Below are 26,733 nucleotides of genomic sequence, written 5' to 3' on the forward strand. Positions count from 1 at the left end.
TCTGATATCCATTATGCTCTTATTTTGTGCAAATCGATGCGCAGCCCGCTTGGCTCCGGATCAGTTTCTGGAACATACACAACGTTCCCAATAGAAATTGAGAAACCCGAAAAGTTGGGGCGTGGTCGCTTCTGAAGCGACGACAGCTCTTAGCCGGCATGGGACGATCGATGATCGTATCACGATGCTAAATTCCTCAGATTGACATGGTCTCTGACGTCATGGCGCGTGTTTTAGCTATGGATTGTCCGGCTGGTTGACGGCCGCGGATAATTTGGGGGAGTGACCCCGGGAGTAGGTTTGTGACCAATACATTTGATGCGGGCTTTCGCGAGCCCCAGCTAAGCAGCGTTCGGCGCTGGACCCGGGAAATGGCAACAGCTCTCAAACTGGGCTGGCCGCTGATTTTGACCAATCTTTCTCAGGCAGCACTCACGGCCACCGATGTGATCTTCATTGGCCGTCTTGGCAAGGACACGCTGGCTTCAGCGCTGCTGACCACTAGTTTCTATCATACGCTGATGATCTTCTCGATGGGGCTGGTGTCGGCGGTAATGCCGATGATTGCCATTGCACTAGGCCGGAACCGCCATTCGGTGCGCGATGTCCGCCGCACCGTACGTCAGGGCATGTGGTCGGCCATCATCATCTCGATTCCGATCTGGGTCGTGCTCTGGTATTGCGAGGAAATATTCCTGTTCCTTGGCCAGCAACCGGATATCGCCGCGCGCTCAACCGATTTCATGCATACGCTGCAATGGGCGCTGTTGCCATATCTGTTCTATATCGTGTTGCGCTCCTTTTTCGCAGCGATGGAAAGGCCGATGTGGACGCTGATCGTTGCAGCAATCGCTATCGGGTTCAACGCGCTGGCGGGCTGGACGCTGATTTTCGGCCATTTCGGCTTTCCGCGTATGGAGCTCCATGGCGCGGGCATCGCAACTACCCTGTCGAGCACGATGATGTTTCTGGGCATGGCTTTCATTACCATGCGTCATCGCCGTTTCCGGCGTTATCGCCTGTTTGGACGCTTCTGGCGCCCTGACTGGCCGCGCTTCATTGAGCTATGGCGCATTGGTTTTCCGATGGCGCTGACCTTTGTGTTCGAGACATCGATCTTTTATGCGGCCGTTGTCATGATGGGCTATATCGGCTCCACGGCCATGGCGGCCCATGCGGTTGCGATACAGGTTGCATCGCTTAGCTTCATGGTGCCGCTTGGTTTCGGGCAGGTTGCCACGGTACGGGTGGGGCGCGCCTATGGACGCGGTGACATTCAGGCTGTGGCCTATGCGGGATGGAGCGCGTATGCACTTGGCGTTGGTTTCATGGCGATCATGGGATTGCTGATGATTCTGATCCCGCGCCTGTTTATCGGTGTATTTCTTGATCTCAAGGACCCTGAGAACTTTGCGGTTATAGAGCTGGCCGTAACATTCCTTGCGCTCGCGGCACTGTTTCAGATTGTCGACGGAGCACAAGCCGTTGCTGCAGGTATGCTGCGCGGCCTCAGAGATACCCGCATACCCATGTATTTGGCATTGGTTGGCTATTGGGGTGTAGGATTGCCGTTCGGCGCTTTGCTGGCATTCCAGTTTGGTTTTGGTGGTGCAGGGGTCTGGTTAGGTCTGGCAGCTGGGCTGGCGATGGTCTCGGTATTGATGACTATGCGCTGGCGGCGTTCGCTGATGCGCATCAGCACAGTGCCACGCTAACTGATGTGGATGGGCAGTTCTCACGCAGATAGGCGCGATCTGATTGAAACGGATTGGTGCTCTTGTGCTGACGCTGCAATCCCTTCGGATTGTCATAAAAAATGCCGTACGGTGAAAACCGTACGGCATGATCTGCGATGCTGCGGATATCGTTATGTATCCGCTAAAATCAAATGCCCCCAAATTATTTCGTGAGTGCAATAATACGGTCCAGCGCTGCACCGTAGCCTTTCAGTGAAATTTTGAAAGCCACGGCCTGACTTGGGCTGAGTGCAGTCGCATTGACATTCAAATTGGTACCAGCTTTCAAAGCGGCCACCTGCTTGGCATCAAAACTCACTGGTGCCAGACAGCCTTGTGGTAAACAGGTCGAGAAGGTCAGGTGGGGGCCGTCGGCATCATCGATCTTCAGCTCAGTGCCTTTAGCGAGATCAAGACCGAATGGCATCAGAATGACACCTTCAACCTTGCCGCCAGCCATATTGCGCAACTCAGCGGTCAGGACGCGCTGACCGGTCTGTGTGCTGCTTTGATCCTGTCGCACAGCGCAGACCGTTGTTTCCTTTTCTGACTGACAGGAGACAGTCCAGTCCTGATAGGTTTCCTGCAGTGTGCTCGCTCCGCCCGGAAGAGGAGCTGCAAAAGCTGGAAGACCCGAAATTACAGCAAATCCAATTGCAAGGCCGGTCAGTCTATAGTTTTTCATAAATGTATTCTCTTTTAAGCGGTAATGAGTGATGCGATGATACAAATCACGAGACCTTGGATATTAATAACCACAAAGTTAAATGAGATACAATAGGCAATATATTTAACGTAATTGACAATATAAATGAACTCTAAAATGAAAATTCACTAATTTAAACATTATAACGCGTTGCCTGGCTGTGTATTGCATTCAAATAATGCGCCTAACTCAGTTGGGAAGCGCGAGTTCGGATTCCTGGAGCTCATCCTGGAAAGTGTGAGCCGGGTCTCGAATGAGATGTGCGTAGAGGCAAACAATTGGACGGTTCCGCCGACCCGAACGCAACGGCAGCATTTTCGTGTTTTAGCAACAGAAAATTGGCTATCGGAAATGTAAGTAAATATAGAATTAATTACATATAAAATTACAGGCAATTAATTGCTAAATAAATATAATGAAGTAATAAAAACTCGCATTTATGTTATATATTTGTTGGGCGAATAAAATAAACTGTTAAATAGTGCCGAATTTACCACACGGTTATTGATAATACCAATTTTGAATAAGTTGTAATTGAGATTTTAACTGGATTCATTCTATCAGTTGCCAGTGTTAATTATTCAGATTTGCTGGAGGCATATCAAAATGACTATTAAGGGTTTTCTTCTGGGTTCAGCAGCCGTTGTCGCGGCAGGAACTGGCGCTGCTCATGCTGCTGACGCGATTGTTGCGCCAGAGCCAGAGGCCGTTGAATACGTACGTGTTTGCGATGCATATGGTGCGGGTTATTTCTACATCCCGGGAACCGAAACCTGCCTGCGCATCTCCGGTTATGTTCGCTATGATGTAACTGGTGGCAATGACGTATATGGCCGCGGATTTACTGATCGCGACGGCGCTGCTCTTGCAAGCGATGGATACAAGCGCAAGACATGGGACAACAAGGCTCGCTTCACACTCCGTTTCAACACCGCTTCGGAAACCGAACTTGGCACTCTCAAGACCTATGCTGAAACCCGTTTTGACTGGGGCAATGGCGAAGCCGGTACTTCAGGCGAATTGCGCTTCGGCTACATTCAGTTGGGTGGCCTGCGCGTCGGTCTCGACGAATCGGCTTTCGTAACGTTCCCTGGTTATCTTGGCAACGTCATCAACGATGACGTGATCCTTGCAGGCGGATATCGCACCGGCCTTATCAGCTATACCTTCAATGGTGACAACGGCCTGTCGGCAGTTCTGTCGCTTGAGCAGGGCAACAACGTCGATACCGATAGCAAGTACGGCTATGACGGCGTCATCAAGGATTACACCCCTCACGTCGTTGGTGGAGTGAAGTACGAACAGGGCTGGGGCAAGATTGCAGCTGTTGCAGCTTATGACGCGCGTAACAAGGAATGGGCAGGCAAGCTGCGTGGTGATCTGAACATTACCGATCAGCTGTCGATCTGGGCCATGGGTGGTTACAAGTCGAACAAGGACCAGTACATGAACGTGACCGATGGTTCGGGCAACGTTATGGGCCAGGTCCGTGCGATCAGCAGCTTCTACGGCACATGGGGTGGCGACTGGGCCGTTTGGGGCGGTGCCGCATTCAAGGCAACCGAACAGGCGACCTTCAATGTACAGGCTGCTTATGATGGTAGCAGCACCTTCGCAGCAACCGCTAACGTTGCCTATGAAATGGTTCCTGGCTTCACCGTTACTCCAGAAGTTTCCTACACCAAGTGGCAGGACGACAAGTCCTATCTCAAGGGTAAGGATGCTTGGCAGGGTATGGTCCGCTTCCAGCGTTCGTTCTAATCAGTATATTGGCCGTTACGTTTCGTGGCGGCCAATGTAAAATGAACATATTGTATAAATTTAGAATTTTATAAAATTAATACAATTATTATCTATATATATTGCTATTATGTTATTCGAAAAATCTAGATATACTTGAATTCCATTCGACAAAGTAGAAGGACTGCTTTGTTAATTAAATCTGATCTCCAGTCAGAAGAATGGTGACGGCGGGCTTCGGTCCGCCGTTTTTATTTGCGAGACCATTGAGAACACATACCGAAGAGCGGGAACCGCTTTTCGGAAAAAGATGTGCGTGAAAACAGAAAGACAGAGCATTTCAAATTTGACGTTTGAAACAGCATTTGTGTCGGTCGGGATTTAAACGTCAAATTCAATCCACCAGATCGTCGCTCTAAAGAAAAGGCCGGATCAAGTCCGGCCTTTGTGTCTGTGAGAATGATGCTTAGCACCTATCGCGACAACTTCATGTGGCGGTTTACATCCTTGTAGAGCAGATAACGGAACTTGCCCGGTCCACCTGCATAACAAGCCTGCGGACAGAAGGCGCGTAGCCACATGAAATCGCCGGCCTCTACTTCCACCCAGTCCTGATTGAGCCGATAGACGGCCTTGCCTTCAAGCACGTAAAGTCCGTGTTCCATCACATGTGTTTCTGCAAATGGAATTACACCGCCTGGCTCGAATGTCACAACGGTCACATGCATGTCGTGGCGCAGGTCGTTCGGATCGACAAAGCGCGTCGTGGCCCATGCACCGTCGGTGTCGGGCATTGGTGTCGGCGCAATGTTCTTCTCGTTGAGGAAGAGCGGCTCTGGCACATCAATGCCGTCTACATATTCATAAGCCTTGCGTACCCAATGGAAACGGGTAACGGCATTGCTGTGGTTGCGAAGTCGCCAGCCGCTTTTCGGCGGCAGATAGGCATAGCCACCTTCGGTGAGCACATGGTCTTTGCCCGCGAGCGTGACAGTGACTTCACCTTCGACAACAAACAGAACACCCTGTGCGCCATCGTCCAGCTCTGCGCGGTCGCTGCCGCCGCCCGGCTGAACTTCCATGATATATTGCGAGAATGTCTCGGCAAAACCCGACAGTGGGCGAGCGATGATCCACAGCCGCGTCTTGTCCCAAAAGGGCAGGAAGCTGGTAACGATATCGCTGAATGTGCCTTTTGGAATGACCGCATAGGCTTCGGTGAACATCGCGCGATCAGTCAGCAGCTGCGTTTGTGGCGGCAAGCCACCCGTTGGTGCATAATAATTTCGGCTCATCGGTCTTTTCCTAATCAGTAAAGTGTCTCTGGAAGAATGTCTTTGAGCCGAAGCAGCGCAATGCGCTCGACCTGCTCGGACGCGGTTTCCAGTTCAGCAGCTTGCGTATTCTCGACACGTCGTTTGAAAGCGTCGAGAATTTCCTTTTTATTGCGGCCCTTGACCGCAATGATGAAAGGAAAGCCGAATTTCTGCGTGTAAGTGTCGTTGAGCCCGGTGAATGTCTTCCGCTCGTCGTCCGTCAATGCATCAAGACCGGCAGAAGCCTGCTCAGCAGTGGATTCAGGCGTCAGGCGTTTGGCTGCCGCAAGCTTACCCGCAAGATCGGGATGCGCGCGCAACACGCCGAGCTTTTCATCGCCGGATGCAGCGCGGAAAGCGCGGACCAATACTGTGTGAAGACCGGAGGCTGAATCGGCAAGCTCAGTCAGGCCGGCATCATATGCGCGCTCGGCAATCCACGGAGAGTGCTCAAAGATGCCGCCGAAACGCGCGACAAAATCCGCTTTGCTGGCTGTCGATGGCACAATATCATTGGTTTTTGGCTTGTGATGCTCATGCCAGTGGCGGGCAATATCAACGCGTTTGGCAATCCAGACCTTGTCATGGCTCTGGACGTAATCGAGGAAACGCTCCAGCGCCGCCGCGCGGCCAGGCCGTCCAACAAGACGGCAATGCAGGCCAATCGACATCATCTTCGGCGCACCTTCTGCCCCTTCGCGATAAAGCACATCGAAGGTGTCTTTCAGATAGCTGTAGAACTGATCGCCGGAATTAAACCCCTGCGGCGTTGCAAAACGCATGTCATTGGCGTCAAGCGTATAAGGCACGATGAGATGCGGTCCCTTGGGACCCTTCACCCAATAAGGCAGTTCATCGGCATAAGAATCGGCGGAGTAGAGAAACCCGCCTTCCTCCATGACAAGCTTCAGCGTGTTGTCAGACGGCTTGCCCTGATAAATACCCAGGGGACGCGAACCGGTAACTTCGGTGTGCAGGCGCACTGCTTCGCGAATATGCTCGCGTTCAACGTCTTCGGGAACGTCCTTATATTCCCACCAGCGCAAGCCATGGCTGGCGATTTCCCAATCGGCTTCCTTCATGGCTGAAATGGCTTCAGGGTTGCGCTCCATGGCGAGCGTCACGCCATAGACTGTGACCGGCATGTTGCGTCGCGTGAAAGCGCGCCACAAACGCCAGAAGCCGGAACGCGACCCATATTCATAGATGGATTCCATATTGAGATTGCGCTGGGCTTTCCATGCCGGCGCACCCACAATCTCGGAAAGCAGGCATTCGGAAGCCGGATCGCCATCGAGAATGCAGCTCTCGCCGCCTTCTTCGTAGTTGACGACGAACTGCACAGCAATGTTGGCCCCACCCGGCCAGCGTGGGTCTGGTGTGTTGCGGCCATAGCCAACCAGATTGCGCGGATAACTCATATGGAATTCCCTCGATTTTCATCTGTTTTGCGCATGATAATAAAGATTTACGCGGATCATTCCCCCTCAAAATTTTGAAAGACATCCAACGATTATCATCTTTCGCAAGACATGAGATCGGTAAATACTCAAAATCGGGAACAAGTGTGATTTGCAAACCCCTATGGTTTGGCCAGAATAAGACACACTAAATCAATAGCTTGCAACGATTCCAACGGTAGGGTCGAGAGAATCGGACAGGCGGCAGGAGTATAAATGGGTCAGGAAATGAGCGGTCAGGGCCGGTTGACGACGCATGTCCTCGATACGGCGAGTGGCAAGCCAGCAGCAAATCTCCGCATCGAATTGCGCCGTGTTGGGAATCAGCAGCCCGAAACGCTTCGTGAAATCCGCACCAATGCGGATGGTCGTTGCAACGAGCCGCTGCTTGCCGGTGATGCGTTGCATACTGGTTCATATGAGCTGCTTTTCCATGTTGGCGAATATTTTGGAAAGAGCGATGACGTCGTGCCATTTCTGGATGTGGTGCCGCTGCGCTTTGGCATTTCGGATGAAAAGGCGCATTATCATGTGCCGCTTCTGGTTTCGCCATTTTCCTATTCAACCTATCGCGGGAGTTGAGCGATATGGGTCAAGCAGTCAGACATAGTATCCGCTTCCTGTTGAATGGCGAGACGGTCGAACTCGATCGCGTATCGTCAACGGAAACCTTGCTCGATTACCTGCGTCTGGCCTGCAAGTTACGCGGCAGCAAGGAAGGTTGCGGTGAAGGAGATTGCGGTGCCTGCACGGTGCTGGTCGGCAAGATTGTGGATGGCGAACTGATCTACGAGAGCGTGAATGCCTGCATTCGCTTCGTTGGATCGCTTGATAGCTGCCATGTCGTAACGATTGAACATTTGCGTGGGTCGGATGGCGGTCTGCATCCTGTGCAGAAAGCAATGATCGACTTTCACGGTTCGCAGTGCGGCTTCTGCACGCCGGGCTTTGTCATGTCGCTTTATGGTCTCTGGATGCGCAATCCAAAGCCTCAGGACGCACAGATCGAAAAGGCGCTGCAAGGCAATCTTTGCCGCTGTACCGGCTATGAAGCCATCATGCGCGCAGCCCGTGCAATTTCCGATTACGGCACGGTTATGGAAGATCCGCTTGCCGGCGAACGGGCACATGTCATTGCGCAACTGACTGCAATGCGGGATGGTGCGCGGGTCGAAGTCGGTACCGACAAGGATCGACTGGTCGTGCCTGCCAATCTTGATGATTTTGCTGCCATTTTTGTAAACGAGCCAAAAGCCACAATCGTCGCCGGTTCTACCGACGTGGGGCTGTGGGTTACAAAAATGATGCGAGATATTTCGCCCGTTGTCTTTATTGGCCATCTCACAGAGCTGCGCGCAATCAGTGAAGAAAAGGGCGTCATCACCATTGGTGCGGGCGTAACCTACACGGAAGCTTTTACGTTTCTCGCAAAGCGTATTCCTGCTTTGGGAAGCCTCATTAATCGTATTGGCGGCGAGCAGGTACGCAATATGGGTACTATTGGCGGCAATATTGCCAATGGTTCGCCGATTGGCGACACGCCACCGCCATTGATTGCGCTGAACGCGAAACTCACTCTGCGCAAGGGTGCGGAACGCCGAACGATTCCTCTGGAAGAGTTTTTCATCGCCTATGGCAAGCAGGACCGTCAGCCGGGTGAGTTTGTGGAGGCCGTGCATGTGCCGGTGCCGGACGAAGGCAACCAGTTCGCCATTCACAAAATTTCCAAGCGCTATGAGGAAGATATCACTGCCACGCTCGGTGCTTTCCATCTGACGCTTGATACGGGCGGCAATGTCGCATCCATTCGCATCGCCTATGGCGGCATGGCAGCAACACCCAAGCGGGCCTTTGCCGTTGAAGCGGCACTGACCGGAAAACCATGGAGTGAGGCGACAGTTGAGGCAGCACTCGATGCTTATGCCAGCGATTATCAGCCTCTGAGCGACATGCGTGCAACTGCTGACTATCGTCTGCTGGTGGCCAAAAATCTGCTGCGCCGCTTCTATGCTGAGACACAAGGGCAAGCCGAACCTTTACGCACCCCAAGCGTTAAAGCCGCATAAGGAGGATGGCATGAACAAACATCCTGCAAACGCCATCAAAGCTGCCCGGATCAAGGGTGGTGTCGCTACCGATCAGCGACATGATTCCGCGCATAAGCATGTGACGGGCGAAGCCGTTTATATTGACGACATTCCAGAACCCGAAGGCACGCTGCATATCGGCGTCGGCTTTTCGACGGTGGCGCATGCCAGGATCAGCACGGTTGATCTGTCCGCAGTGCGTGCTGCTCCCGGCGTGGTCGATGTGCTGACCTATAAGGATGTGCCGGGCGAGAATGATGTCTCGCCATCGGGTATGCATGACGATCCGATCTTCGCGGTTGATACTGTACAGTTTCACGGTCAGCCGATTTTTGCGGTTGTAGCGCGTACTCGCGATCAGGCCCGCCGCGCGGCACGTCTCGCCAAGGTCGAATATGAAGAAATGCCTGGTCTGTTTTCGATTGCAGGTCTCGATGGTTACAAGGACCGTCTGGTTTTCACACCGCTGACGCTTAATCGCGGTGATGCCCGCAAGGCCATTGACGACGCGCCGCGCAAGGTCAAAGCGCAGATGCTTGTCGGTGGACAAGATCACTTCTATCTGGAAGGTCAGGCTTCACTCGCTATCCCCGGTGAGGATGAAGACGTCACCATCTATTGCTCCACGCAGGGGCCGAGCGAAACGCAGCATCTGGTTGCACATGCGCTTGGCGTGCCGAGCCATTCAGTCACGGTTGAAGTGCGCCGCATGGGTGGCGGTTTTGGCGGTAAGGAAACGCAGGCCAATCAGTGGGCGGCGATTGCAGCCATTGCGGCCAAGAAGCATAAGCGCGCCATGAAAATCCGGCTCGACCGTGACGAGGATATGACCTCAACCGGCAAGCGCCATGATTTCATGATCGATTACGAAGTCGGGTTTGATGAAGAGGGTAATATTCTCGGCGTCGATTATATGTTCGCCCTGAATGCCGGTTTTTCTGCCGATCTGTCAGGGCCGGTCGGCGACCGTGCGCTGTTCCACTGCGATAATACCTATTTCTTCCCCGCTGTTCATGCACAATCTGCACCGCTTTACACCAATACGGTATCCAACACAGCGTTTCGCGGTTTTGGCGGTCCACAAGGCATGGTGGGTGCTGAGCGCGTCATCGAGGAAGTGGCTTTTGCTGTCGGCAAAGACCCACTCGAAATCCGCAAGCTCAATTTCTACGATCAGATGGGCGCAGAAGGTACGCGCAATGTGACGCCGTATCACCAGAAGGTCGAAGATTGCATCATTCAGCGCATCGTTGCGGAGCTTGAGGAAAGCGCTGATTACGCCAAGCGCCGTGAAGCAATCCGCGAATTCAATGCAACAAGCCGCTATGTTAAACGCGGCATGTCGCTGACGCCGGTGAAGTTCGGTATCTCTTTCACCAAAACGGAATCCAATCAGGCTGGCGCACTGGTGCATGTCTATAATGATGGTTCGGTGCATATGAACCACGGCGGCACGGAGATGGGGCAGGGGCTTCATCTTAAAGTGGCGCAGGTGGTGGCCGAAGAATTCCAGATTGACCTTGATCGTGTAAAGATCACTGCAACGACCACTGCCAAAGTTCCGAATACGGCACCGACGGCAGCATCATCAGGCGCTGACCTCAACGGTATGGCCGCACAGGATGCGGCGCGTCAGATTAAGAAGCGCCTCATTCATTTTGCAGCGCAACAATATCAGGTGCCGGAAGATCAGGTTGTCTTCCTGCCGAACCGTATCCGCGTGGGCAATCAGGAAGTCAGTTTCAACGATCTGGTGAAGCAGGCCTATATCGGGCGTGTTCAGCTGTCTGCGTCGGGCCACTACAAGACGCCAAAAATTCATTGGGACCGTGCCAAAGGCAGAGGCCACGCCTTCTATTATTATGCTTATGGTGCGGCCTGTTCGGAAGTGTCTGTTGATACACTGACCGGCGAATATGTGGTTGAACGCACCGATATTCTGCATGATACCGGTCGGTCACTCAATCGTGCCATCGACATTGGTCAGGTGGAAGGTGGCTTCGTTCAGGGTATGGGCTGGCTGACAACAGAAGAGCTGGTCTGGGACAATAAAGGGCGGTTGCGTACGCACGCGCCGTCGACTTACAAGATCCCATTGGCATCTGACCGACCGAAGATTTTCAATGTGGCGCTGACAGACTGGTCGGAGGCTTACGAGCCGACGATCCACCGTTCCAAGGCGGTTGGCGAGCCACCGCTGCCGCACGGTATGTCGGTGCTCTATGCACTGTCAGATGCGGTTGCCAGTGTTGCCGATCACAAGATCAGTCCGCGTCTCGATGCGCCCGCCACGCCGGAGCGCGTGTTGATGGCCATCGAACGGTTACGCAGTCAGAAGGGCTAATGGGATGCCGGGCGCGAGGGATGACATAAGAGCGTTTCTCAACAAGCGATCCGACAGCGTGTTGATCGAAGTGACAGACGTCAGAGGATCGGCACCGCGTAACGCAGGTGCATGGATGCTTGTCGCTCGTGACATGATCTTCCGTACGATTGGCGGTGGGCAACTCGAATTTATGGCGATTGACCACGCCCGCAAGATCCTCCTCGGAGGCAAAGATTCCTCGTTGGATGTGTCGCCCATGGACGTAGCATTGGGCCCCGAAATTGGCCAATGCTGCGGTGGCCGCGTGGCTTTAAGCTTCCGGCGCGTCAATCGCGGATTAGCAGAGGAACTCATCGCGAAGGTCGATGCTGAAATCTCTACCCGTCCGCATGTCTATGTCTTTGGCGCAGGCCATGTGGGTGACGCCTTGGCTTACTCATTATCGCTGACGCCTGTGCGGGTCATTCTGGTTGATACGCGCGAAGCAGAACTCATGGCTGTCGACGCACCCGGAGTTGAGACTTGTCTCGCAGCCTTGCCAGAGCAGGTTGTGCGGTCAGCACCGCCCGGCAGTGCTTTTATCGTGCTGACCCACGACCATGCGCTTGATTTCCTGATCGTGGCCGAGGCTTTGCAGCGTGGTGATGCTGTTTATGTCGGGATGATCGGTTCCAAGACGAAGAAAGCCACTTTCAAAAATTGGTTGAAACGTGAAATCGGCAGCGATGGTCTATTTGAGAATCTTGTTTGTCCGGTCGGTGGATCGGTTGTGAAAGACAAGCGACCGGAAGTCATTGCCGCACTAGCGGCGGCTGAGGTTTTAACCGCGGTACTGGTTTCCAGCAAAGTCTTGCAGCCCGCCTAAAAGCATTTCCAGAAAAAGTGCGAGGCGCTTTTGCGTAGGATAATGCGCAAAAACAAATAGTTACAGCGGTTCCAACGATCCAGACTTAACTGGAACCGCATGTAAAGACATGCATTTAATATGACGGGCTTCTTTTTATGCCAATGCCTCACGGATGAGACGCTGGCACCGCTCACTCATGAAATCGATGATCAGACGGACTTTCGGGTCCTGAAAACGTTTATGCGGATAGATCGCAGCAAGCTGGATCGATGCCGGTGGTGTGCTTGAGAGAATAGGAATCAATCGTCCGTCGCGGATATATTCCTTCACTTCAAACAGTGGCTTGTTGATAATTCCACGTCCACCCAAGGCCCATTGCGTCAATACGTCGCCGTCATCGGAGTCATAAGGTCCAGTTACTTCAAACTTGCGAAGCCCTTCCGGTGTTTGCAGTGACCAGTAATACTCTTTCGAGCCGGGAAAGCGGAGCAAAAGGCAGTCATATTTATCGCCTAAAAGCTCTTCAGGCGACTGAGGCGTTCCGTGCTTTTCGAGATATTCCGGGGCTGCGCAAATCACACGTTCGCAATTCAGAATACCGCGCATGCGCAGGTTCGAATTTTCCAAAACGCCCAATTTGAAAGCAACATCAACACTTTCGCTCATGATGTCGATCTCGTGGTCAGATAGTCGCAGGCGCACTTCAATGTCGGGATACTTGTCGTGAAACTCCGGAATCCCTGATGCAATGAGCCTTCGGCCGAGCCCTAACGGCGCGGTAATTCGAATCGATCCCTTCGGATTCTTAGCCAGTTCAGCGACTGCCGCTTCGGCTTCATCCACGGCTTCGAGGATTTTCAGTGCGCCGTCATAAAATACACGGCCATGCTCGGTTGGCGTCAGCTTGCGCGTGGTCCGGTTAAAGAGCCGCACACCAAGATGTTTCTCCAACTCTTTGATTCGATTACTTGCAACGGCTGGCGAAGCGCGCTGGTCGCGTCCTGCTGCCGACAAATTTCCCAATTCGACAACGCGCACAAAAACGCGCAGATTATCAAGATATGACATGCGTCCCCTCCACGATTGTCTATATTTTTTTGAAAGTGATGGTCGTGATGTGACGTTCCCTCAGGCGCAAAGCTTTGGCACATAATAAATTAACGAACAATGGGGTCAGCGCATCGGCCCAAAAATCGAAATCGAATTTTGGAAAGCACGATGCGTCAACGAAACGAGACAGAGAGTCCTTGTGTAGCGTCCCTTAGGACACACGACGCTCTGAGAATGGGAGTGCCTGATGTATGATCTTGCCGTGGCCTGGGACTGGCTGGGCTTCGCAGTGCGATGGCTGCACGTCATCACTGCGATTGCGTGGATCGGCTCGTCTTTCTATTTTATCGCACTGGACCTTGGCTTGCGCCAGCGTCCGGGCTTGCCTGTCGGCGCTTATGGCGAAGAATGGCAGGTCCATGGGGGCGGTTTCTATCACATCCAGAAATATCTGGTTGCGCCTGCCGAAATGCCTGAGCATCTGACCTGGTTCAAATGGGAATCCTACGCCACGTGGCTGTCGGGCTTCACTTTGCTTTGCATCGTTTATTATGCGGGTGCCGATCTTTATCTGGTCGATCCGAATGTGCTTGATGTATCGGCACCGGTTGCGATTGCCATTTCGATTGCCTCACTGGCGTTCGGCTGGATCGCCTATAACACCATCTGCAAGCTGATGCTCGGCAAGAGCGATACACTCCTGATGGTCATTCTCTACTGCATTCTGGTGGTGATGGCATGGGGCTATACGCATCTGTTTACAGGGCGCGCAGCCTTCCTGCATCTGGGTGCTTTCACCGCAACGATCATGTCGGCCAACGTGTTCATGGTCATCATTCCGAACCAGAAAATTGTGGTTGCGGATTTGATCGCCGGTCGTAAGCCAGATCCGAAATATGGCAAGATCGCCAAGCAGCGTTCGACGCATAATAACTATCTGACGCTGCCGGTTCTGTTCCTGATGCTATCGAACCACTATCCGCTGGCGTTCGGGACCGAGTTCAACTGGATCATCGCATCGCTGGTGTTCCTGATGGGCGTTACGATCCGCCACTGGTTCAACACGCAACACGCCCGTAAGGGTAGCCCGACCTGGACATGGCTGGTGACGGTTATCCTGTTCATCATCATCATGTGGCTGTCGACTGTCCCGAAAATTCTGACCGGTGAACCGGCGGAGCAGAAGGTTTCATCGTTGCAGCAAACTTTCATCTCGGACCCGCACTTTGAAAAAGTGCGGGATACCGTTCTGGGGCGTTGTGCGATGTGTCATGCCAAGGAACCAGGCTGGGAAGGCATGATCGTGCCACCAAAAGGCGTGGTTCTTGAAACAGACAGGGATATAGCAGCCCACGCCCGCGAAATCTATTTGCAGGCTGGCCGATCCCATGCCATGCCGCCTGCCAATGTTACCGGCGTGAGCAATGAGGAGCGCAAGCTGCTCGCTTCCTGGTATGAATCCGCTACTGCTGGAGCAAAGTAATAATGACCAAACTTCTCATCCGTGGCCGCGTGCTGACCTTTCGTGATGAACCGCAAAGTCTGGATGACAGTCAATCCTATCGCTATATCGATGATGGTGCCGTGCTTGTTGAAAATGGCCGCATCGCGCGCCTCGGAGACTATGCCGAGATAAGCGCTGAAGCAGGCAGCGGCGTGAAGGTTGCCGATCATCGCCCACATCTCATCCTGCCCGGTTTCATCGATACGCATATCCATTATCCGCAGACGCAGGTTATTGCGTCCTATGCCGCCAATCTTCTCGAATGGCTTAACACCTATACATTTGTGGCAGAGCAGAAGTTTGCCGATGAGCAGCACGCTGAATTTATCGCTGAGCGCTTTCTGGACGAACTGATACGCCATGGAACCACGACTGCTGTCGCTTATTGCTCAGTGCATCCGCAGAGCGTCGATGCCTATTTCCGTGCGTCGCAGCATCGCAATATGCGTATGCTCGGCGGCAAGGTGATGATGGATCGCAACGCACCGCCAGCGCTCTGCGATACAGCACAATCGGGTTATGATGACAGCAAGCAGTTGATCGAACGCTGGCATGGCAAGGATCGGCTTGATTATGTGATCACACCACGTTTCGCGATCACTTCTACACCAGAACAGCTCGAAGCCAGTCAGGCGCTGGCACGCGAACATCCTGAATGCTTTATCCAGACGCATTTGTCGGAAAACCACGATGAGATTGCGTTTACGAAATCGCTTTATCCGGATGCGCCGGATTATCTGGGCATTTACGAGCATTACGGTCTGTTGGGCCAAAAGACATTGCTTGGCCATTCCATCCATCTTGAAGAACGCGAAGTAGAGGTAATGGCAGAAACCGGTTCGGTCGCTGTTTTCTGCCCAACCTCAAACCTGTTCCTTGGTTCCGGTCTGTTCGACCGTGATCGCCTGAAGGCGTCCGGCGTGCGCATCGCTGTCGCAACCGATGTCGGTGGCGGCACCAGCTTCTCAATGCTTCGGACCATGGATGAAGGTTATAAGATTCTGCAGTTGCGCGAGCAGCGCCTCAATCCATTCCAGTCATTTTATATGATGACGCTGGGCAATGCCCGGGCGCTCTCGATGGAAGACAAGATCGGTACTCTCGACGAGGGTACAGAAGCTGATATCGTGGTGCTCAATTCAGCCGCCACGTCGTCAATGCGTCTTCGCATGGCGGCAGGTGCTTCGCTCGAACAGGAGCTGTTTTTGTTGCAGACAGTTGGTGATGACCGCGCGATTGTTGAAACCTATGTGGCGGGTAAGCCACTGAAGGCTGAACTCGCATAATTGGAGCGCATCCTGAAAAGTGTGAAACGGTTTTCGGAAAAGATGCGCTTGAAAACAGATAATCAGAGCGCTGATCTGATTCAATCAGATTGAAACGCGCTCTTAAGAATCTCTGGAGGAGGGAGAGGGAGGACCCGTAGCGGAGAGATCTGCTGCGGGTTCTTCTGTTTACCAGAGTATTTTTTTGATCATAAACCGGTTCCCACTTGTGGGAGACATGCTTTAAAGCTCTTCCGGTCGCTTGCCGCCCATGGTGCGGGTCAGTTCATCGGCTGTCGAGCGGATGAGCGGCCCAAGTTCTTCCAGCTTTTTCTTAGGCAAACGCACGGCAGGTCCAGAAACGGAAATGCCTGCAATTGCTTCGCCATATTCATTGAAAATAGGAGCCGCGATGCAGCACATGCCCAGCGTGTGTTCCTCATCATCAATCGACCAGCCGCGCGTGCGGGTTGCCTGAATATCCTTCAACAGAGCGGGCATTGTGTCGAGCGTCCGCTGTGTGAAATGCTCCAGCGTCCTGCCCGAAAGTGTGCGCGCAATCTCCGTATCCGACCATGTGGAAAGAACAGCCTTGCCAATGCCAGACGCATGAATCGGTCCGCGCCGCCCCGGGCGGAAGAAAGCGCGCATCGGTGCATGGCTTTCGATCTGCGAGATAAACACCACGTCGCCATCGTCTTCGACGCCGACATTTGCGGTTTCCCCGCTCGCCTCCATCAGTTGCTTGAGATAAGGCCGCGCCAATGTGCCAAGCTTGCGGAAGCGGCGAAAGGCATTGCCGATTTCAAATGCCTTGACGCCAATGGTCCAGTCGCCGCTTTCCGCATCATGCGAAACCATACCGTGATTTGAGAGCGAAGAGAGAAGCCGGTGTACAGTTGAAGGCGCCATGCCACTCGCATCGGCCAGGTCGGTCAATGTCGAGCCGTCATTCTCCGCAATCAGTGCCAGCAGCTTGAGACTGCGATCCAGAACCTGAACGGATGACGGTGCTGCGTTTTCCGCCGCCTTGCGACCCCGCTTCGGTTTTGCCTGTTCCATGAGCCGCCTCCGATTCCCTGTTCGTGCATCACTACCTTATCCCTGTAAACTGGGAAAGTGTGCGGCGATTATCTCCATTCCGTTGAAAATCTTTATTTCCATATAATGGTATGAATTTCCATTTTTTAATAATAGCATCTGTAAATGGATATGTTTTCCGTAGGAGGAAGCCGTCATGGCCAGAATGCGTGCAGTCGATGCAGCCATACTTGTGCTGGAGAAGGAAGGAATCAATTGCGCTTTTGGAGTGCCAGGCGCGGCTATCAATCCATTTTACTCTGCCATGAAAGCACGAGGGTCCATCCGTCACATTCTGGCGCGCCATGTTGAGGGCGCATCGCATATGGCTGAAGGCTATACCCGTGCGAAACATGGCAATATCGGTTTGTGCATCGGCACGTCCGGCCCTGCTGGAACGGATATGATCACCGGCCTTTACTCGGCATCTGCCGATTCAATTCCAATCCTCTGCGTTACAGGCCAGGCCCCCCGCGCGCGCCTCGACAAAGAGGACTTTCAGGCAGTCGACATTGCCAAGATCGCAGCCTCCGTTACCAAATGGGCGGTTACGGTTATGGAGCCAGCACTGGTGCCTTTTGTTTTCCAGAAGGCATTTCATATCATGAAGTCGGGTCGTCCCGGCCCGGTGCTGATCGACCTGCCGATCGATGTCCAGCTCGCGGAAATCGAGTTTGACATCGATACTTATCAGCCGATGGAGGCTTACAAGCCAGCAGCAACGCGGGCTCAGGCTGAGAAGGCGATTGCCATGCTGAACGAGGCGGAACACCCGCTCATCGTCGCAGGCGGTGGCATCATCAATGCCGATGCATCCGATCTTCTCGTCGAATTTGCAGAAATCACGGGTATTCCGGTCATTCCAACCCTGATGGGCTGGGGTGTTATTCCTGACGATCATCGTCTCATGGCTGGCATGTGTGGTCTTCAGACCTCGCACCGCTATGGCAATGCGAGCCTGCTCGCGTCAGATTTTGTCATCGGGATTGGCAACCGTTGGGCAAACCGTCACACCGGCAATGTCGAGACCTATAAGAAAGACCGCAAGTTCATCCATATTGATATCGAGCCAACGCAGATCGGTCGTGTTTTCGCACCGGATTTTGGTATCGTGTCGGATGCAGGCAAAGCCTTAAAGCTGTTGCTGGATGTCGCCACCGAATGGAAGACGGCAGGCAAGCTGCGTGACTGGTCAGGCTGGGCGCAGGAATGCGGTGAGCGCAAAAAAACCATGCTGCGCAAGACGCATTTTGATCAGACACCGCTCAAGCCGCAGCGCGTTTATGAGGAGATGAACAAGGCATTTGGTCGCGACACCTGCTATGTCACGACAATTGGTCTCAGTCAGATTGCGGGCGCACAATTCCTGCACGTTTATCGCCCACGCAACTGGATCAATTGCGGTCAGGCCGGCCCATTGGGATGGACATTGCCCGCCGCGCTTGGCGTTCGCGCAGCAGACCCCGATCGCCCGATTGTTGCGTTATCGGGTGACTATGATTTCCAGTTCATGATTGAAGAACTGGCGGTCGGTGCCCAGCACAAGCTGCCCTACATTCATGTGGTTGTGAACAATTCCTATCTCGGCCTCATCCGTCAGGCACAGCGCGGCTTCAATATGGACTTTGAAGTCAGTCTTGCCTTCGACAATATCAACGCATCGGGTGACGCCGAAAAGGGTTACGGCGTTGATCATGTGGCCGTTGCCGAAGGCCTTGGCTGCAAGGCTATCCGGGTGCGCAGCCCCAACCAGTTCGCCGAAAGTTTTGAACAGGCAAAGGCGTTGATGGAAGAACATCAGGTGCCGGTGGTTCTGGAGTTCATCCTTGAACGCGTCACCAATATTTCCATGGGTGCGGATATCGATCAGGTCGTTGAGTTCGAAGAGCTTGCCGAACGTGGCGAAGATGCGCCAACCGCGATTGCAGCTTTATTGGATTAAGAGCAATTCCAGGAACTGCGTAAAAAAGAAACTTAGAGGAGGCGAAAATGCCAAGATTTGCAGCCAATCTCACCATGCTTTTTACCGAAGTGCCGTTCATGGATCGGTTCGCGCTGGCCGCAAAGGCTGGCTTCACAGGGGTTGAATATCTCTTCCCCTATGATTTCAATCGTCATGAACTGAAAGCCGCACTCACCAAGCACAATCTGGCGCAGGTGTTGCACAATTTGCCAGCTGGCAACTGGGGCGGTGGCGAACGTGGTATCGCGGTTCTGCCTGATCGTATCGATGAGTTTCGGCGTGGTGTCGCCGACGCAATTGACTATGCCACAGCGCTCAACTGTTCGCAGGTAAATTGCCTCGCGGGTATTGCGCCGCAAGGCGCCGATCCTGATGTGCTGCGTGCGACCTTCGTCAGCAATCTGCGGCTTGCATCGAAGGAACTTGGCAAACACGGCATCCGCCTGCTGATCGAGCCGATCAATCACTATGATATTCCGGGCTTCTACCTCAACACGGTCGAACAGGCAGTTTCGATTATCGATGAGGTCGGCAGTAACAACCTGTTCATCCAGTATGACCTCTATCACCAGCAGCGCACACGCGGCGAACTGATCGCCACTTATGAGCGCTACAAGCCACTGATCGCGCATGTTCAGCTTGCCGATAATCCGGGTCGTAACGAGCCGGGCACGGGCGAAATCAACTATCCATACGTGTTCGAAGCACTGAAAGCCGCTGGTTACAAGGGCTGGATCGGCTGCGAATACAAGCCAAAGACCACCACCGAAGACGGTCTTGGCTGGTTTAAACAATATGAAGCCGAACGGCTTAGTGCATAGGGAGATTTGTCATGGCCAAGATCGGCTTCATCGGACTGGGGATCATGGGCAAGCCAATGGCGCAGCATTTGCAAAATGCGGGCCACCAGCTTTTCACCTCAAAGCACACACAGCCACCGCACAAGGATTTGCTGGATGCAGGACTGACTGTCCTCGATACGCCAAAGGCAGTGGCTGCTGAATGTGAAACAATCATCCTCATGCTGCCGGATACGCCTCAGGTCGCAGAAGTTCTTTTCAACGAGAATGGCGTCGCTGAAGGTCTCGGCAAAGGCAAAACGCTTATCGATATGAGCTCGATTTCGCCTATCGAGACCAAGGAATTTGCAAAGAAAGTCCGGGCAACGGGTGCGGAATACATCGATGCGCCAGTGTCAGGCGGCGAAGTCGGCGCGAAGAACGCCAGCCTTTCGATCATGGCAGGCGGCGCGCAGGCAACATTCGATGCAGCACTACCCTTGCTGAAGCTCATGGGCAAAAACATCACGCTGGTCGGGGATTGCGGTGATGGTCAGACGACCAAAGTAGCCAATCAGATCATCGTAGCACTCAATATTGAGGCTGTTGCCGAAGCACTGGTTTTTGCCTCCAAGGCGGGTGCCGATCCGGCAAAGGTGCGTGAAGCGCTGATGGGTGGCTTTGCTGCATCGCGCATTCTGGAAGTCCACGGTGAACGCATGATCAAGCGTACATTCGATCCAGGGTTCCGCATTTCACTGCACCAGAAGGATTTGAACCTGGCGCTTCAGGGAGCGAAAGCTCTCGGTGTATCGCTGCCGAACACGGCAACAGCACAGGAATTGTTCAACTCCTGTGCAGCCCATGGCGACGATGGTCTGGATCACTCCGGACTGGTACGGGCGCTGGAACGTATGGCAAATCACGACGTTGCTTAGCTCAAGAGGTTGATTTCTCTGGAGGGGAGAAGATGGAGCTGGCTTTCTGGAGGAGAAGGCCGGCTCCATTGCTTTTATAAGCGCGGCACGGAATAGTGTTGCCAAACAATAATCAAGACCGGGAATCTCATGACTGCCATCACCGATCCGAAGAAGTTTCTGACCAGTCTTTTCGATGCGGCCGTTGCTGCGGCTGACCCTGAGCTGGTGATCCGCGCCAATCTGCCGGCAAAGCCCAAAGGCCGGACGATTGTGATTGGTGCTGGCAAGGGTTCGGCGCAGATGGCGGCTGCTTTCGAGCGAGCATGGGCCGAGCGACATGAGCATGAGGATGCACCGCTCGAAGGTGTTGTTGTCACGCGCTATGGCTATGGAGCGCCTTGCAAAACCATTGAGATCATCGAGGCGTCGCATCCGGTTCCTGATGATGCAGGACTGACAGCCTCGAAACGATTGTTTGATGTGGTGTCCAATCTCACCGAAGATGACCTTGTCGTGGCGCTCATTTCCGGTGGCGGTTCGGCACTTCTGCCATCACCGCCCGAGGGGCTCACGCTCGAGGATGAAATTGCGGTCAATAAAGTACTGCTGGCATCCGGTGCACCGATTTCAGCGATGAATGCCGTTAGAAAGCATCTTTCCACCATCAAGGGTGGACGGCTCGCGGCCGCTGCTCACCCCGCCAAAGTCTTTTCGCTGGTGGTTTCCGATATTCCCGGCGACAACCCGGCTTTCGTTGCATCTGGGCCGACCGTGCCGGATGAAACCAATCGCGATGAGGCGTTGAAGATCATCGAACGCTATGGCCTGGAATTACCCGACGCTGTGCTTGCTCATATCAAGAGTGAAAAGGCCCACGCGCCAAAGCCTGACGACAAGATTTTTGCCCAGAATGAAGTGCGCGTAATTGCTTCAGCAGCTGTTTCGCTTGAAGCCGCTGTTAAGGAAGCTGAACGACACGGTGTTGAGGCCGTCATTCTATCTGATGCGATGGAGGGTGAGGCACGTGAGGTAGCTCATGTTCATGCGGCAATTGCCCGCGAAGTGGCAGACCGCGATCGTCCGTTCAAGAAGCCAATAGTTATCCTCTCAGGCGGTGAAACCACTGTGACCATTCGGGGAAAAGGTGGCAAGGGCGGGCGCAACAGCGAGTTTCTGCTGTCCTTCGCGCTGGATATCGATGGCTATAAAAATATTCACGCGCTGGCAGCCGATACCGATGGCATCGACGGTTCGGAAGATAATGCCGGAGCTTTTGCCGATGGTACAACAGTTTCGCGACTGCAGAAGGCGGGTGAGGACGGTGCTGCGCGGCTGAATGCCAATGATGCATGGACTGCATTTGACGCCATCGATGATCTGTTTACGCCCGGTCCTACTGGCACAAACGTCAATGATCTGAGAGCTATTTTGATAGTGGCTTAGTTTCGTCGTCGATAAGTATCCGGGTGGCGGCTCCGTCTAAGTCTTCATACTGGCCATTTTTCAGGGACCACAAAAACCCGACGAGTCCCAGCGCGCCCAAAAACAGCGCGATGGGAATGAGAAAAAGAAGTCCGCTCATTTGTGCGCTTCCTTCATGATGACAGTGGTTGCAACGGCCGTTTGCACCTGCTGCTTTTGTTTTCCGGCGCGCAATCGCATGGCATTGCTGACAACCACGATAGACGATAGCGACATAGAAAGAGCGGCCACCAGTGGCGTCACATAGCCGAAAATCGCGATGGGTACCGCGATGATATTGTAACCAATGGAAAGCGCAAAGTTCTGCTGAACAAGTCTGCCTGCTTCTTTCGAGACCGCAAAAGCAAGCGGCACGGCAGAAAGGCTTTCGCGCAGGAAGACGAAATCCGCAGCATTGCGGCCAATATCGGCAGCCGTTGCAGGAGCCATGGAGACATGAGCGGCAACGAGGGCCGGAGCATCGTTCAGCCCATCACCCACCATCAGCACTTTGCGACCGTCAGCGGCCAGATCTCGTACAAGCGCTGCCTTATCAGCAGGCAAAACTTCGCCGCGATAGCTGTCGACGCCGAGATAGAGTGCCAGTTTGCGCACGGCAGACAGCTTGTCACCGGAAATGATCTCGAGCGTCAACCCACAGCGTTTGAGTTTGTCGATTGCAGCGAGCGCATCTTCGCGCGGCTGATCTTCAAAGCGAAAAGTTGCAACCAGCTTCCCGTTGATGGAAAGACAGGTCTCCGGGCCGTCAGAATGCGAAAGACTGGTATTGCTATCCGCCCATTCGCGCTTGCCAAGCCGATAAATGGTACCATTCAGCTCTGCTTCAATACCAGAACCCGCCACCTCCTCAATGCGCGTGAAAGCGGTCATCGGTTTAGCGCCTGATAGCAGTGCCAGCGCACGTGACAATGGATGGCGCGAATAGAGTGACAGTTCGGTGGCAATTTCGAGATTGTCCGGGTCAATCTCACCATGATCAATCAATTGCGGCTGACCAAGTGTCAGCGTGCCGGTCTTATCGAAGATGGCAGTGTCGATCTCGGCCATCCGCTCCATGGCGGAACCGTCCTTGATCATGATGCCGTTTTCAAACAGGCGACGCGCTGCAACTACCTGAACGATTGGCACGGCAAGCGCCAACGCACAGGGGCAGGTGATGATAAGCGTGCAGATCGCAATATAAATGGATCGATACCAGTCACCGCCCGTGTAAATCATCCAGCCGACAAATGCCGCAAAAGCTATCGTATGGACCATCGGCACATAAAGCTCGGACGCACGGTCGGCGAGGCGGCGATAATAGGCGCGGCCACCTTCGGCTATATCCATCAAGCGCACCATTTCGGCAAGGAAGGAATCCTTGGCTTCCGCTGTGGCGCGAATGACGAGCGGTGCGGAAAGGTTCATGGTGCCCGCACGAATATCGGAACCGGGGCCAACTGGTACGGCGTCACTTTCGCCCGATGCGATGGCGCAGTCGAGTTCGGAACGACCATCTTCCACCCTGGCGTCGACCGGTACACGTTCGCCTGCTGCAAGGATGATCCGCATTCCTGGTCGAATTTCATTGACCGGCAGATAGTTGCGCTCATCATTTTCGCCGATCACCACTGCACCACGAGGGCTGAGCTGTGCCAAACCGCGAACAGCCGAACGCGCGCGTGCACGCATGAGATAATCGAGTGTGCGACCGACCAGCAGGAAGAAAAGCAGCGATACCGAGGCATCGAAATAGGCGTGTTGGCCATGGTTCAGCGTCTCATAAACGCTCATGCCGAAGGCGAGTGAAATAGCGAGCGCAATCGGTACATCCATATTCACACGCCGGGCGCGCAAGGCATTCCACGCGGAAACATAGAAAATCCGACCTGAATAGATCAGTGTCGGCAGAGCAATAAGACCGGAAATCCAGTGAAACATATCGCGGGTGGCTGCGTCTGCACCGGACCAGACCGCAACAGACAATAACATCACATTGCTGGAGGCAAAGGCCGCAACACCAAGTGCGATCAGGAGCCGCGTGAAGGTGGGGTCCTTATCCTGCACCATGTCAAAGATGTGTGCTTCATAACCAAGACTGCGCAGTGGATCAACGACATCGGGCGGTGTTTCTCCATCCGTCCAGCGGATGGTGACGCGGCGTGCGGTCAGGTTGACGCGAACATAGTTGACACCCTTGAGTTTGCCGAGCGCATCTTCAATGGTCTTGATGCAGAGACCGCAATGAACACCGGGAACCGAGAGATCAAGTTGCCGCAGCCCATCGCCAAGTGCGCGGCTTGCTATCTGCATTTCCTCTGGCGAGACGGCCTGAATGACGGTGGCTATCTGAGCATTTTCAACGCAACAACTCATAAGATCCTCCCGTCCTTCACAAGAACGCGGATGATGTGGCGATATGGGTCTTCAAGACCAGCATCTGCCCCGATATCGGCATTGACTTCCATGATCCAGGCGCCTTCGCCAAGTTCGAGCGGCGCGGTCAGCACACCCGCTTCAGAGGTGATAAGAGTTATTTTGGTGTCGTGGACATCACCGACCGGGCGCTTGAATTCAGCAGTCCCCCCCGTCACGGCAACAGCATTACCGTCATGATCTACGAGCTTCCAAATGAATACACCTTCCGCATAGAACGGCTGTGACTGCCACCCGAGTGCGGCCTGGACTTTGCCGGTCTCGGCTTTGTCGTTGAACTCCTGGCTTGCGACATAGGTGTTTTTCACCACAAGTCCGCTCCAGCTGCTGACCGCCTTGTAAGCCATTGTCATGTTGACAGCGATGATCACACCAAAGAAGGCAACCATGATGCCCAGCATGTGCCAGCCAGTGAACGTGCCTGGGCTTTTTGATTTCGCTGACATCATCTCTTCTCCGGGGCCATGAAGGTTGCTTTGTATCGGGCGCTTTCGGAGCCGTCCGCATCGCGCACTTCGATTTCATAGTCGGAGCGTGGCTCCGTGATTGCATCATGCGGCAGGGTTACGAAAACGCGCAGTGTCTTCAGCCGGTCGGGTTCAACCGGCACGTCGTAATGGCCATCCGCATCGATGTTTTCGTCCTGAACTGTCAGTGTAGCGCCCGACAGGCCTTCTATGGACAGACGGAAAGTGCGCGGAACCGGGATCATATTGAGCAATTTGACTGTGTAGCCATTGCGGATGGAGCCATCCGACAGCAGCACATATTGCGGGGTACGATCATGCAGCACATTGATGCCGATACGCTGACGCATGGAAAGCGAGATGACCAGTGTGAGGCCGATCAGCGCCCAGACGATGAAATAAAACAGGATGCGCGGACGCAGAACTTTCTTGAGAGACAGGTGTTCGACCGCACTGGAAAACTTGTTCGGTGCTTCATAGACGCGTGTCGGATTGATAGGGGCCGTACCGTTAATCGTGGCAAGGTCCATGTTTGAATTATAATCAGCAAGTGTTGCATAGGAGATAAGCCCGCGTTCTTTGCCGACCTTATCCATGACGGAGTTACAGGCATCAATGCAAAGCGCGCAGGTGATACATTCAAGCTGCTGCCCGTCGCGAATGTCGATACCCATCGGGCAGGCGGCAACGCAAGCATTACAATCGACGCAATCGCCAACGGTTTCACCTGCGGCAACTGCCTTTTTTGCGTGACGTGACCGCGGTTCGCCGCGCCAGTCATTATAGGTGACGGTGAGCGAATTTTCGTCGAGCATGGCGGCCTGAATGCGTGGCCAGGGGCACATATAGGTGCAGACCTGCTCACGCATCAAACCACCAAAAACATAAGTCGTGGCGGTGAGAATAGCGACGGTGAAATAGGCGACGGGTGCTGCCTGAGCCGTGACGAAATCCAAGAGCAGGGTGGGCGCGTCGGCAAAATAGAAGATCCATGCGCCACCCGTCAGGATGCCGATCAATATCCAGACACCATGCTTGCTCACTCGCTTCCAGACCTTGTCAAAGGTCCATGGTGCCTTGTCGAGTTTCATTCGGGCGTTGCGGTCGCCCTCGATGGCGCGCTCGACAACAAGATAGAGATCGACCCAGACGGTCTGGGGGCAAGTGTAGCCACACCACGCGCGACCAGCAGCAGCTGTCACCAGAAACAGACCGAGGCCCGCCATGATGAGCAGGCCCGCAACATAATAGAATTCCTGCGGCCAGATTTCGATGAAGAAGAAATAGAAACGGCGATTGGCAAGATCAATCAACACCGCCTGATCGGGCGCATAGGGGCCGCGATCCCAGCGCAGCCACGGCGTCAGGTAATAGATCCCCAATGTGATGAACATGATGATCCATTTGAAGCGGCGGAACTCACCCTGCACACGCTTCGGAAAAATCTTCACCCGCGCCGCATAAAGCGACTTCCCACTTTTAGGGAGACGGGTCTTGGGGGAGTTGACTGCCTGAACGTCTATGCGTTCGACATCGTCTGACATTTGCCTTGCTCCTGAAGCGCGATGCCGGACAGACAGAAGCTGGCTT

21 protein-coding genes are annotated in these 26,733 nt (G+C 53.8%); 12 read left to right on the forward strand and 9 right to left on the reverse strand.

Features of this window, described 5'->3' with window-relative positions:
- Nucleotides 1-302: 302 nt before the first annotated feature.
- On the forward strand, nucleotides 303-1,715 hold the full coding sequence (locus CEV32_RS20420; RefSeq protein WP_094578910.1) for an MATE family efflux transporter: 1,413 nt from the start codon (nucleotides 303-305) through the stop codon (nucleotides 1,713-1,715).
- Nucleotides 1,716-1,899: 184 nt separating this feature from the next.
- Here the strand turns inward: CEV32_RS20420 and CEV32_RS20425 are convergent, their stop codons facing one another.
- Nucleotides 1,900-2,421 (reverse strand): invasion associated locus B family protein, encoded by a 522-nt coding sequence (locus CEV32_RS20425; RefSeq protein ID WP_094578911.1) that lies wholly within the window; start codon nucleotides 2,419-2,421, stop codon nucleotides 1,900-1,902.
- Nucleotides 2,422-3,048: 627 nt separating this feature from the next.
- Between CEV32_RS20425 and CEV32_RS20430 the strand changes: the two genes are divergently transcribed.
- Nucleotides 3,049-4,203, forward strand: coding sequence for a porin (locus tag CEV32_RS20430; RefSeq protein WP_094578912.1), 1,155 nt, complete (start codon nucleotides 3,049-3,051; stop codon nucleotides 4,201-4,203).
- Nucleotides 4,204-4,655: 452 nt separating this feature from the next.
- On the opposite strand, the gene CEV32_RS20435 is transcribed toward CEV32_RS20430, so the two are convergent.
- Nucleotides 4,656-5,477 (reverse strand): bifunctional allantoicase/(S)-ureidoglycine aminohydrolase, encoded by an 822-nt coding sequence (locus CEV32_RS20435; protein ID WP_094578913.1) that lies wholly within the window; start codon nucleotides 5,475-5,477, stop codon nucleotides 4,656-4,658.
- Nucleotides 5,478-5,491: 14 nt separating this feature from the next.
- The gene (gene puuE, locus CEV32_RS20440) at nucleotides 5,492-6,919 is read right to left on the reverse strand and encodes an allantoinase PuuE (protein WP_094578914.1); all 1,428 of its coding nucleotides are present in this window, start codon (nucleotides 6,917-6,919) and stop codon (nucleotides 5,492-5,494) included.
- Nucleotides 6,920-7,174: 255 nt separating this feature from the next.
- On the opposite strand from puuE, the gene uraH reads away from it, so the two are divergent.
- The 4 genes from uraH to xdhC are packed head-to-tail and all read left to right on the forward strand — an operon-like array spanning nucleotide 7,175 to nucleotide 12,236.
- Entirely contained in the window at nucleotides 7,175-7,540 is a 366-nt protein-coding gene (gene uraH, locus CEV32_RS20445; RefSeq protein ID WP_094578915.1) for a hydroxyisourate hydrolase, read from the forward strand.
- Between the two features lie 5 nt (nucleotides 7,541-7,545).
- Nucleotides 7,546-9,024, forward strand: a complete 1,479-nt coding sequence (gene xdhA, locus CEV32_RS20450) for a xanthine dehydrogenase small subunit (RefSeq protein ID WP_094578916.1) — start codon at nucleotides 7,546-7,548, stop codon at nucleotides 9,022-9,024.
- A 10-nt stretch (nucleotides 9,025-9,034) separates the two neighbouring features.
- Nucleotides 9,035-11,389, forward strand: coding sequence for a xanthine dehydrogenase molybdopterin binding subunit (gene xdhB / locus CEV32_RS20455; protein WP_094578917.1), 2,355 nt, complete (start codon nucleotides 9,035-9,037; stop codon nucleotides 11,387-11,389).
- A 4-nt stretch (nucleotides 11,390-11,393) separates the two neighbouring features.
- Nucleotides 11,394-12,236: a xanthine dehydrogenase accessory protein XdhC gene (gene xdhC / locus CEV32_RS20460; RefSeq protein ID WP_094578918.1), complete on the forward strand. Its 843-nt coding sequence runs from the start codon at nucleotides 11,394-11,396 to the stop codon at nucleotides 12,234-12,236.
- A gap of 135 nt (nucleotides 12,237-12,371) precedes the next feature.
- On the opposite strand, the gene CEV32_RS20465 is transcribed toward xdhC, so the two are convergent.
- Nucleotides 12,372-13,286: a LysR family transcriptional regulator gene (locus CEV32_RS20465; RefSeq protein ID WP_094578919.1), complete on the reverse strand. Its 915-nt coding sequence runs from the start codon at nucleotides 13,284-13,286 to the stop codon at nucleotides 12,372-12,374.
- A 229-nt stretch (nucleotides 13,287-13,515) separates the two neighbouring features.
- Between CEV32_RS20465 and CEV32_RS20470 the strand changes: the two genes are divergently transcribed.
- On the forward strand, nucleotides 13,516-14,751 hold the full coding sequence (locus tag CEV32_RS20470) for a urate hydroxylase PuuD (RefSeq protein WP_094578920.1): 1,236 nt from the start codon (nucleotides 13,516-13,518) through the stop codon (nucleotides 14,749-14,751).
- 2 nt (nucleotides 14,752-14,753) lie between these two features.
- Nucleotides 14,754-16,058 carry a guanine deaminase gene (gene guaD / locus CEV32_RS20475; protein WP_094578921.1) on the forward strand — a complete coding sequence of 435 codons (1,305 nt, stop codon included), beginning with the start codon at nucleotides 14,754-14,756 and terminating at the stop codon, nucleotides 16,056-16,058.
- Nucleotides 16,059-16,280: 222 nt separating this feature from the next.
- On the opposite strand, the gene CEV32_RS20480 is transcribed toward guaD, so the two are convergent.
- Nucleotides 16,281-17,099: an IclR family transcriptional regulator gene (locus tag CEV32_RS20480; protein WP_094578922.1), complete on the reverse strand. Its 819-nt coding sequence runs from the start codon at nucleotides 17,097-17,099 to the stop codon at nucleotides 16,281-16,283.
- 175 nt (nucleotides 17,100-17,274) lie between these two features.
- Between CEV32_RS20480 and gcl the strand changes: the two genes are divergently transcribed.
- The 4 genes from gcl (at nucleotide 17,275) to CEV32_RS20500 (ending at nucleotide 22,222) form a co-directional block, all read left to right on the forward strand.
- Nucleotides 17,275-19,059 (forward strand): glyoxylate carboligase, encoded by a 1,785-nt coding sequence (gcl, locus tag CEV32_RS20485; protein ID WP_094578923.1) that lies wholly within the window; start codon nucleotides 17,275-17,277, stop codon nucleotides 19,057-19,059.
- A gap of 47 nt (nucleotides 19,060-19,106) precedes the next feature.
- A complete protein-coding gene (gene hyi / locus CEV32_RS20490) occupies nucleotides 19,107-19,901 on the forward strand; it encodes a hydroxypyruvate isomerase (RefSeq protein WP_094578924.1) in 795 nt (264 codons plus the stop codon).
- A gap of 11 nt (nucleotides 19,902-19,912) precedes the next feature.
- On the forward strand, nucleotides 19,913-20,797 hold the full coding sequence (locus tag CEV32_RS20495) for a 2-hydroxy-3-oxopropionate reductase (protein ID WP_094578925.1): 885 nt from the start codon (nucleotides 19,913-19,915) through the stop codon (nucleotides 20,795-20,797).
- 129 nt (nucleotides 20,798-20,926) lie between these two features.
- Entirely contained in the window at nucleotides 20,927-22,222 is a 1,296-nt protein-coding gene (locus tag CEV32_RS20500; protein WP_094578926.1) for a glycerate kinase type-2 family protein, read from the forward strand.
- On the opposite strand, the gene ccoS is transcribed toward CEV32_RS20500, so the two are convergent.
- From ccoS to ccoG, 4 genes are read right to left on the reverse strand one after another with little or no spacing between them, the layout of a single operon-like run.
- A complete protein-coding gene (gene ccoS, locus CEV32_RS20505) occupies nucleotides 22,203-22,361 on the reverse strand; it encodes a cbb3-type cytochrome oxidase assembly protein CcoS (protein ID WP_094578927.1) in 159 nt (52 codons plus the stop codon). The two genes, CEV32_RS20500 and ccoS, sit on opposite strands and share 20 nt — an antisense overlap.
- Nucleotides 22,358-24,616, reverse strand: a complete 2,259-nt coding sequence (locus CEV32_RS20510) for a cation-translocating P-type ATPase (RefSeq protein WP_094578928.1) — start codon at nucleotides 24,614-24,616, stop codon at nucleotides 22,358-22,360. Before CEV32_RS20510 ends, ccoS begins: the two co-directional genes overlap by 4 nt.
- The gene (locus tag CEV32_RS20515; RefSeq protein WP_094578929.1) at nucleotides 24,613-25,122 is read right to left on the reverse strand and encodes a FixH family protein; all 510 of its coding nucleotides are present in this window, start codon (nucleotides 25,120-25,122) and stop codon (nucleotides 24,613-24,615) included. Before CEV32_RS20515 ends, CEV32_RS20510 begins: the two co-directional genes overlap by 4 nt.
- Nucleotides 25,122-26,687, reverse strand: a complete 1,566-nt coding sequence (ccoG, locus tag CEV32_RS20520; protein ID WP_094578930.1) for a cytochrome c oxidase accessory protein CcoG — start codon at nucleotides 26,685-26,687, stop codon at nucleotides 25,122-25,124. The genes CEV32_RS20515 and ccoG overlap by 1 nt, the downstream gene beginning before the upstream one ends.
- Nucleotides 26,688-26,733: the final 46 nt, after the last annotated feature.

The organism is Brucella rhizosphaerae (genome assembly GCF_002252475.1).
Classification (GTDB): domain Bacteria; phylum Pseudomonadota; class Alphaproteobacteria; order Rhizobiales; family Rhizobiaceae; genus Brucella; species Brucella rhizosphaerae.